The organism is Mycobacterium sp. TH-M11, from assembly GCF_057473725.1.
On sequence record NZ_JBYCLD010000193.1, the window covers coordinates 1 to 8,575 of the forward strand.

Genomic DNA, 8,575 nt, shown 5'->3' on the forward strand with positions numbered 1-8,575 from the left:
CTGAAGATTTGCAGTGCCCGATCATGTCGACGCTCATTCGCTCGTCGATACCGTTGGGCGCGCCCGGTCGCCGCCAGGCCACGTCAAGGGTCACATCGGTGCCCCCGCCGGCGGTCGCATATCGCTGAAAGCCCTGCACCCGCCCGGAACGGTCGCGAGCGACGATCAACTGGACGCCGGGGTAGCGGCCCTCGAGCGCGCTGTCGAGAATCATCGAAAAGCCCCGTTGCATACGGGCTCCGCGGTGCGACGCGTACAGCACCTCGGCCAGCTCGTCGGCGAGCGCTTCGTCGAGGTGCTGCTCGTTGACCACTTCGGTGGCGATGCCGGCGTTGTGGGTGCGTTGCACCGCCTGGCGGAGATTGCGGTATTTGCGGCCCGTCATGTCGAAGCTGCGCACATCGACGACGACGTCGCGCCCGATCGGGATCGCCCGCAGCGGTCGACCCACCACGGCACGATCTCGCCACAGCGCCACCCACTGCTCACCACAGCCCAACACCACGACCCGCCAGCCATGCCGGCGGCACATCGCGGCGAAGTCGCCGGCGAGTTGCGGGAATTGGGCGGCCTGCCCGATGGGATCGCCGCTGACCACCGCGAGACCGAGGCGCACGGCATAGGCGATCGCCGCCGTTTCGTCGGCATTGAAGTAGTAGCTCTTCATGGCCTGCATCGCGAACGGGGCAAGCGGGTCGCCGTGTGTGGCCTCGACCAGTGTCCAGACCCGTGGCAGTGAGCCGGGATCCCGCCGTGACGACACCGGCCAGGTCAGCACCAGGCCCGCGCCCGCGACCAGGCCATCACTGAGCAGCTGGAACGACGTCACGTGCATGACCAGGCCAGTCGCCGCCACCAGCACTGACGCCGTGCCGTGGCTGACCGTGATCGACCGACCCAGCAAGATCCCGCGAGCGGCCAGGATCACCGCCAACGACAACGACAGTGACCACGTCAGTCCGCCGACGGTAGTCAACCCGGACGCGTAGTGGTAGCGCGCCACCAGCAGGACGCTCACCCCGGAGGCGCCGAGCAGGGCCGACCGGCCGATCTGACGTACATGCTGCGATTCGGAATCGAGCACCACCCGATCGCGGACGGCGACTCTGGCTGGTTCGTTCATCGCAGCCTTCACGGCGCCGGCCGACGTTCAGGCTGCCCGCGGCAGGTCCGGATCGGCCGCCACCACCGGCGTCGCGGCCCGGTCCGCTATCGGCTTCCAGCCGACGTAGGTCAGATACGCGCCGAACGCACCGAAAAGGATGCACAGCGCTCGCCACAGATCACCTTGATCGATGACCGAGCGGGCCATGGCGACGAAAGTCGACGGAAAGGCCAGCATCAGGACGCCACGCACGACCACCAGCCAGCACAGCGTCGACACCACGACCGCGGCCAGGCCGCGCCAATACGGGTGGAGCGCGATCATGACCAGACCGCCCAGCAGCACGAACGGGCCCGTCGCCCACGCCCACATCGGATTTTCGGCGAAATCCGAGGTGAGCGATGACATCTCAGAAGTGTGTGCTGCCGCTGCGGCGCACACGATGACGACGAACGGGCCGAGCACCCGGGCGAAGGCACGGGTTCTCGTTTGCGGTAGGTCAGAAGAACTCATCGGTTGCCTCCAGCGAACTTCGGCCTCATGCCGGTATCCGACCATTCGACCCAGGGTGGCAGCTAGGGGCGGAAGTCCCGGCGCACCGGGTCGTTCGTCAACTCGCATCGTCGCTGCGCACCAGCAGAACCGAGCAGTTGGGGTAGGTGGCCAGCGGGTGTCGGTGCGGACCGACAAGGCGGGTCAGCTTGTCCGCGTCGGCGCTGCCGGTGACAACCAACCGGACGTGCTCGTCGCGGGTCACCAGGTATTCAGCCGCGGAGACTGTGCTACAGGCGTGTACTTCGACATCGGGATAGCTGGCCAGCCAGCGCTCGAGGAGCCGGTTCAGTTCGGGTTCGGACAGCGCGCCGGCCTTCCACCGCCGGACGCCGAGGGCAAGCAGGGAAGCGCCGCGCAGCCGCGCTTCGTCGAGGGCGTGGTGGATGACGGCGTCGCTGTCCGGGTAGCGATCCAGCACCGCGACGATCCGATTTTGTTGCGGCGGTTCGCCATCGGTGCGAATGATGGCGACGGGGCAGTGGGAGTGTCTGGCCAGAGCGACCGCGCTCGACCCGAAGAGCCTGCTGATTGCGCGTCCGATCCCGATCGATCCGACACAGATCATCGCGGCCCGGCGCGATTCCTCGACCAGAATGCGGTCGACATCGCCGCGGCGCACCGCTGAGTCCACATCGATCGCCGCGCCGGCGGATTGAAGCGCGCAGCGAGCCGCTGAAATCGACGCGTCGGCGTATTGCGTTGCCAACGAATCGTTTTCGGCCGAGTCTTCGGGCGCTTCGTCGCAGATGTGAACCAGTCGCAGCGGGACCTTCCTGCTGACCGCTTCGTCCACGGCCCAGCGGGCCGCATTGATCGCCGCGGTGGACCCGTCGATTCCGACCACGACCGGGTTGACACCTGCTGGTGCTCGCATGGAGGCGTCCTCCGGGTTCGGCTCGGTACCGGGAATCATGTGAATGCCACCCTGAGCGCGCGGAGGCACGTACGGGAGGGCCGGAAGTCTCCGATGTCCGGGTCGAAGGGCGTACGCAGCCCAGTCAGCGCTCGAACCCGAACCGATCGTGCAACAGCGCGGCGATGCGGCTGACTTCCGCGGCATGCTCGCCGGCAGGTGGTGTGCGGGTCGAATCCGCCGACAGGTCTTCCTCGGTGGGTTCGATCGCGGGATCGGTGATCATAGGGCCTCGTCAGAGCAGGCAATTGCCGTTAGAGTCCGGGCCTCCATCGGCCTCGACGGACACACCCAGCCAGCCCCGGCCCCTCACGGCCCGCCGAACCAACAAGACAGCGATAACTTTACGCCTGTTGAATGTGCAGTTCAAACAATCTTTAAGGAACTGGACGGGTGCGCTGACGGCGCGCTCAGACCTCCGGCGAGCGCCACAGCCGCGGCGTCGCCCCGTCGGCCGACCCCCGGGCCCACCACAGCGCCTCGACGACGGCGGCGCCGACGGCGCCGATCGCCAGCGCGGCGGTGGTCAACGCGAGGTTCGATGGATCGAGCAGGAAGGCTTTCTGCGTGACGCGACTACCGACAATCACCACGTAGGCCCCGCCCGACAGCGCGACCAGGGCCACCCTCCACCAGGTGTAGGGCCGGGCGACGGTTGCCAGCACCCACACCGCGATCACCAGCAGAGTTATCAGCGCGGCCGTCGACGCCTGCCGTTGTTGTGTGGCGGTCGCGGCGGCCCCTCGAGACGCCAGCAGATAGCAGGCGAAAGTCGCGACGCCGGCAACCGTGCCGTTGGGCACGGCAGCCGTCACCACTCGGCGGACGAATCCGGGTTGTGCCTGCTCGGAATTGGGAGCGAGGGAAAGGATGAAGGCCGGAATGCCGATGGTGAACCATGCCGCGATGGTGACCTGAATCGGCTCGAACGGAAACATCAACGACCGGATGCCCAGCCACTTCGCCGCGATACCGCAAATGCCGGTCAGCAGCGCCAGGAGCACGGCGTACACCGTCTTGGTCAGGAACAGGTTGGCGACCCGCTCGATATTCCCGATCACCCGGCGCCCTTCGCTCACGACATAGGGCAGGGTCGCAAACTTGTTGTCCAGCAACACGATTTGTGCAACGCTGCGCGTTGCGGGACTGCCCGCACCCATGGCGACCCCGATGTCGGCGTCCTTGAGTGCCAGCACATCGTTGACACCGTCGCCGGTCATCGCGACCGTGTTGCCGCGCTGCTGCAAGGCGCGCACGATGGCGCGCTTCTGATCCGGACGAACCCTGCCGAAACTGAGGTATTCAGCCACCTTTTCCGCCAACTCGTCGATGTCGTCGGGCAGCGTCCGCGCGTCACATGCTTGCCCGTCCAGGCCGACCATCGCCGCCACCGCGCCAACCGAGGCGGCATTGTCTCCGGAGATGACTTTGACCGAAACATGCTGATCGGCAAAGTATTTCAAGGCTGCGGCAGCATCCGGGCGGACCTTCTGCTGCAACATGATCAACGCAGCCGGTGTGAGACGGCCCGGCGCATCCGGGTGGTCGACCGGCACCGAGCCGGCCCCGAGCAGCAACACCCGCAGTCCTTGCGCGCCGGCCGCCTCGGCCTGCGCGGCCGCCTCGGAGGCGGCGTCTTGCAGCACATCCGGGGCGCCCAGCACCCAATTGCCGTGCGCGCCGAACGAGAATCCGCTCCATTTGGTCGCCGACTTGAACGGCGCTGTCGCGGTGACGTCCCAATCCGGCGGGTGCTGGTAGGCCTCGGCGATCGCCTGCATGCTCGCGTTGGGGTGGGCGTCGTGTGCGGCCATCGCCGCCAAGACATCGATGACGGTGGCGGAGGCGACGCCCGGGTCGAGCCGACGCAGGCCGGCGACCTGCATGCGGTTCTCCGTCAGTGTCCCGGTCTTGTCGGCACACACGACGTTGACTCGGGCCAGACCTTCGATGGCCGGAAGTTCCTGCACGAGGCACTGGCGGCGCCCCAGCCGGACCACGCCGACGGCGAAGGCGATCGACGTCATCAGCACCAGACCCTCGGGGACCATCGGCACCAGCGCGCCCACCGTGCGCAGCACCGACTCCCGCCAGTCGGCGTGCGTGGTGAACAGCTGGGTGTAAATGATCAGCAGGCCGGTCGGAATCAACAGGTAGGTGATGAACCACAGAATCTTGTTTACGCCCGCCTGAAGTTCGGAGTCGACCAGGGTGAATTTGCTGGCCTCCGCGGTCAGCCGGGCCGCGTAGGCTTCGCTGCCCACCTTGGTGGCGCGATAGGCGCCGGTGCCGGCGACGACGAAGCTGCCTGACATGACATTGCCGCCGACCGGCTTCAACACGGGGTCGGCCTCGCCGGTCAGCAGCGACTCGTCGACCTCGAGGGCGGACTCCTCGATCACCGCGCCATCCACCACGATTTGATCGCCGGGCCCCAATTCGATGACGTCATCGGCAACCACCTCGCGGGGCGACACTTCCCGTGTTGTGCCGTCGCGGCGTACCAACGGCCTGGCCTGCCCGACGATGGAGAGCTTGTCCAGCGTCATCTTGGCCCGCAGCTCCTGGACGATGCCGATCACGCTGTTCGCCACGATCAGGAGTCCGAACAGTCCGTTGATCAACGATCCGGTGGCCAGCACGATCGCGAAGAGCACCGCCAGAATCGCGTTGATCGGGGTGAAGACGTTGGCCCGGACAATGTCGGAGGCGCTGCGCGTCGCGCGGCTCGGGGCGTCGTTGGCTCGGCCATCGGCAACTCGCTGAGCGACTTCGGCGGACGTCAACCCGGCCGACCGCGACGCGCTCATAACCGGCAAGCCTACGAAATTATCACCAGATGCACTGGCCATCAACGCAATATCGCCGGGCCTAACGTACCGGCTGCCGCGTGACGATCACCGGTGTTCGGGCCAGTAAGGCCACGGCCTCGCTCACCGAGCCCATCGCCATCCCGTCGAATCCGCCGCGACCACGATGTCCGACCACCAGCAGCTGCGCGTCCGCGGCATGGCCGAGCAGCGTGCGCGCAGGCTGGTCGCGGGCGACGACCCGACGGACGTTCACGCCGGGATACTGCCGCTGCCAACGAGCCAGGCGCTCACCGAGCACCTGGTCGGACATCACCTGCGCGGCCGGCCAATCGAGGTCGGGCCATGCGGAGACGTCGGTGTCGCTCCAGGCGTGCACGGCGAGCAACGCGACGTTCCGCCGGGCGGCCTCGTCGAACGCGATCCCCGCCGCGGACTCGGCGGCGGCCGAGCCATCGATACCGACCAATACCAGCGCCTGTTCGCGCAGTGGCTCCTCGGGTCGCGCGGTGTGAATGACGGCCACCGGACAATGGGCGTGGCGCAGGACGCCGGAGCTCACCGATCCGAGCAGGCGGCCCGACCAGTTGCTGGTTCCGAAGGCTCCGACCACGATCATCTCGGCATCGTCGGACAGCTCGACCATGCTGGCGACGGCGACCGAGGTCAGCACCTCGGCGTTGATGCCGGTTGGACCTCCTCGGTGACAGGACTTTTCGGCGACCCGCACCGCGTTCTCCAGCAGCCGTCGGCCGTGTTCTTTCTGCCATCGCGCCAGGCCGGGCGGCAACGGCTCCTCACCCCACGTCGTCAGGTTCGGCGAGACCGCGTGTACGAGTGTCAAAGAAGTGCCGCGTAATTCGGCATCGCGCGCTGCCCACTCCACAGCTGATTCGGCGGCCGACGAGTCATCCACGCCGACGACAATTCCGAGATGTGTGTCAGGCTGCGACATTGCACCTCCACCGAATGAGTTCCATGCGCTGTCACCCGACGCTAGGCGGCCCAGGCGGTTGGCTGCAGAGACTTTTGGCACCGGCAGGACCGCCCTAAGTCCCAGCAACGGTCGGCTGGAGAACCGACGGTCGCGAAAGGCGTTTTCAGGTGGAGCCTTTCGGCTCTAACAACGGCTGGGTGCAGCGGACCATCCTGGGAAGGTCTAGGCATATATCAGCAGGCGGTGACCGCATGAACGCTCCCTTCCCGGATCGCGAGACCGTGCGGACAGTGCTGTCGCTGGCCACCCGCGCGCCGTCGGTGCACAACACCCAGCCGTGGCGATGGCGGGTGGGTTCGGCCAGCGTGCACCTCTATGCCGATCGACGGATGCACCTTCCCAAGACCGACCCCGACAGCCGCGATTTGGTGTTGAGTTGCGGCATCGCGCTGCACCATTGCGTGGTAGCCCTCGCGGCGCTGGGCTGGCAAGCCAAAATCCATCGGCTTCCCGATCCCAACGACCCCGAACATCTCGCCGCCATCGAGGTTCACCGCCAGGCGGCCAACGAGTTGGACGTCAGTTTGGCTGCGGCGATTCCGCGGCGCCGCACCGATCGGCGTCGCTACAGCTCGTGGGAGGTGCCCGCGAACTATATCGCTCTACTGGGTGCGCGGGCGACGCGTAGCGGAGTGATGCTGCGCCAGATCCAGTCTCGCGCTGAGCTGAAACAGATTATGGCGCAAGCTATTCGGCAGCATACGACGGATTACGACTATCTGTCTGAGCTGACGGTCTGGAGTGGACGGTACGCGTCGTGGGCGGGTGTGCCGGCCCGCAACACCCCCGAGGCCGATCCCGCGGCTCCGTTACCGCCAAGGCTTTTCGCGGGCCCGGTGTTGGGTCAGCCCGTCGAATCGGAACCGGCCGACGACAATGCCGTGGTGTTGGCGCTCGGCACCAAGGACGACGACATTCTGGCGCGGCTGCGAGCCGGCGAGGCCACCAGCTTGATGTTGCTCAGCGCTACCGCGCTCGGGCTGGCCAGTTGCCCGGTAACCGAACCCCTGGAAATCCGCGAGACCCGTGATGCCGTACAGATCGAGGTGTTCGGGCTCGACGCGTTCCCGCAGATGTTGCTTCGCCTGGGCTGGGCTCCGGTCGACGCGGACGTGCTCCCCACGACGCCGCGTCGTCCGCTCGGCGACGTCGTCGAGTACCTGGACGGGTCCCACTTCTGTTGACCGCCGCGAGGCTTACCGCCCAGCCGGCGAGACGCGTTCACACCGAATCGAATTCTGCGCCACTCACGTCGCTGAACATGTTGTCGAGTTCTTCGACCGCATGGATATCGGCCGGCCCGAGCTGTCCAGCGACACCGTGGCGCCGTCTCGCAATGTCGAGTTCGCCTGCTCATCCATGCGCCGGCGGGAGTCTCGCGATAGCCGGGTGGCTAGGTGCGGGCGACCAGCACCGAGCACTCCGCATGCCCGATGATCGGGTGATCGTGTGGCCCGATCAGGTTTGTGACTTGGTCAGAGTTGCTTCCTGCGATCACGGCCAGTTCGATCGTCCGGTTGGACGAGGCGAGGAAGTCCGCGATGTCGTCCCGGGTGACGCAGGCTTGGATGTCGACGTCCGGGTGGGACGCGCGCCAGGATTGCAACCGGTGCGCCAGGCCAATCCCGGGCTTGCGATCGGTCTCCGGCCGCGACACGTCGACCGCGAGAATCGGCGCCTGTCGTAGCTCCGCCTCTTTGCTCGCCAGTTCGACGACCAGATCACTGTCCGCCGAGTCGTTGACGGCGGCGACGATCAACGGGCGCGGTCGCGTTGAGCGGTCGTCGTGACTGCGGATGATCGCGACCGGGCAATGCGCCGCGTCGGCGACCTCGGCGGCCGTGGAACCCAGTAACGCGCGCGCCAACCGGCCGATGCCCGTCGAACCCACACATATCATCGCGGCATTGGCCGATTCGGCGATGAGTATTGCCGCGGGATCGCCCCGCACAACCTCGGTTTCGACTTTGACCGGTTTTCCCGTCGCTACCACCGCCGCGCAGGCAGCCCTGAGGGCCGTTTCCGCATATTCGACTTCCATGTTGACGTTGCCGACGGCGCTGAACGGGGCCGGCTCGACCAGTGCGGTAATGGTGTGCGCCAGGCGAAGCGGGATCTCCCGGCCGATGGCCTCCTCGACTGCCCATTCCGCGGCCCGGATGGCGGCTTGGGAGCCGTCGATGCCGACCACGACG

At 66.8% G+C, this 8,575-nt stretch carries 8 protein-coding genes; 1 reads left to right on the forward strand and 7 read right to left on the reverse strand.

Annotated elements, in window-relative coordinates; translation table 11 throughout:
• The 6 genes from AC2VOG_RS08460 to AC2VOG_RS08485 form a co-directional block, all read right to left on the reverse strand.
• Positions 1-1,123 (reverse strand): phosphatidylglycerol lysyltransferase domain-containing protein (locus AC2VOG_RS08460; RefSeq protein ID WP_486939465.1); only part of this gene is annotated, 1,123 nt, incomplete at its 3' end.
• 27 nt (positions 1,124-1,150) lie between these two features.
• Positions 1,151-1,618: a hypothetical protein gene (locus AC2VOG_RS08465; protein ID WP_486939466.1), complete on the reverse strand. Its 468-nt coding sequence runs from the start codon at positions 1,616-1,618 to the stop codon at positions 1,151-1,153.
• A 97-nt stretch (positions 1,619-1,715) separates the two neighbouring features.
• Entirely contained in the window at positions 1,716-2,573 is an 858-nt protein-coding gene (locus AC2VOG_RS08470; protein ID WP_486939467.1) for a universal stress protein, read from the reverse strand.
• An 85-nt stretch (positions 2,574-2,658) separates the two neighbouring features.
• Entirely contained in the window at positions 2,659-2,799 is a 141-nt protein-coding gene (locus tag AC2VOG_RS08475) for a hypothetical protein (protein ID WP_486939468.1), read from the reverse strand.
• Positions 2,800-2,983: 184 nt separating this feature from the next.
• Positions 2,984-5,383, reverse strand: a complete 2,400-nt coding sequence (locus tag AC2VOG_RS08480; RefSeq protein ID WP_486939469.1) for an HAD-IC family P-type ATPase — start codon at positions 5,381-5,383, stop codon at positions 2,984-2,986.
• 61 nt (positions 5,384-5,444) lie between these two features.
• Entirely contained in the window at positions 5,445-6,338 is an 894-nt protein-coding gene (locus tag AC2VOG_RS08485; protein WP_486939470.1) for a universal stress protein, read from the reverse strand.
• 233 nt (positions 6,339-6,571) lie between these two features.
• Between AC2VOG_RS08485 and AC2VOG_RS08490 the strand changes: the two genes are divergently transcribed.
• Positions 6,572-7,564, forward strand: coding sequence for an Acg family FMN-binding oxidoreductase (locus AC2VOG_RS08490; protein WP_486939471.1), 993 nt, complete (start codon positions 6,572-6,574; stop codon positions 7,562-7,564).
• 209 nt (positions 7,565-7,773) lie between these two features.
• On the opposite strand, the gene AC2VOG_RS08495 is transcribed toward AC2VOG_RS08490, so the two are convergent.
• The coding region (locus tag AC2VOG_RS08495; RefSeq protein WP_486939472.1) for a universal stress protein at positions 7,774-8,575 on the reverse strand (802 nt) is incomplete at its 5' end.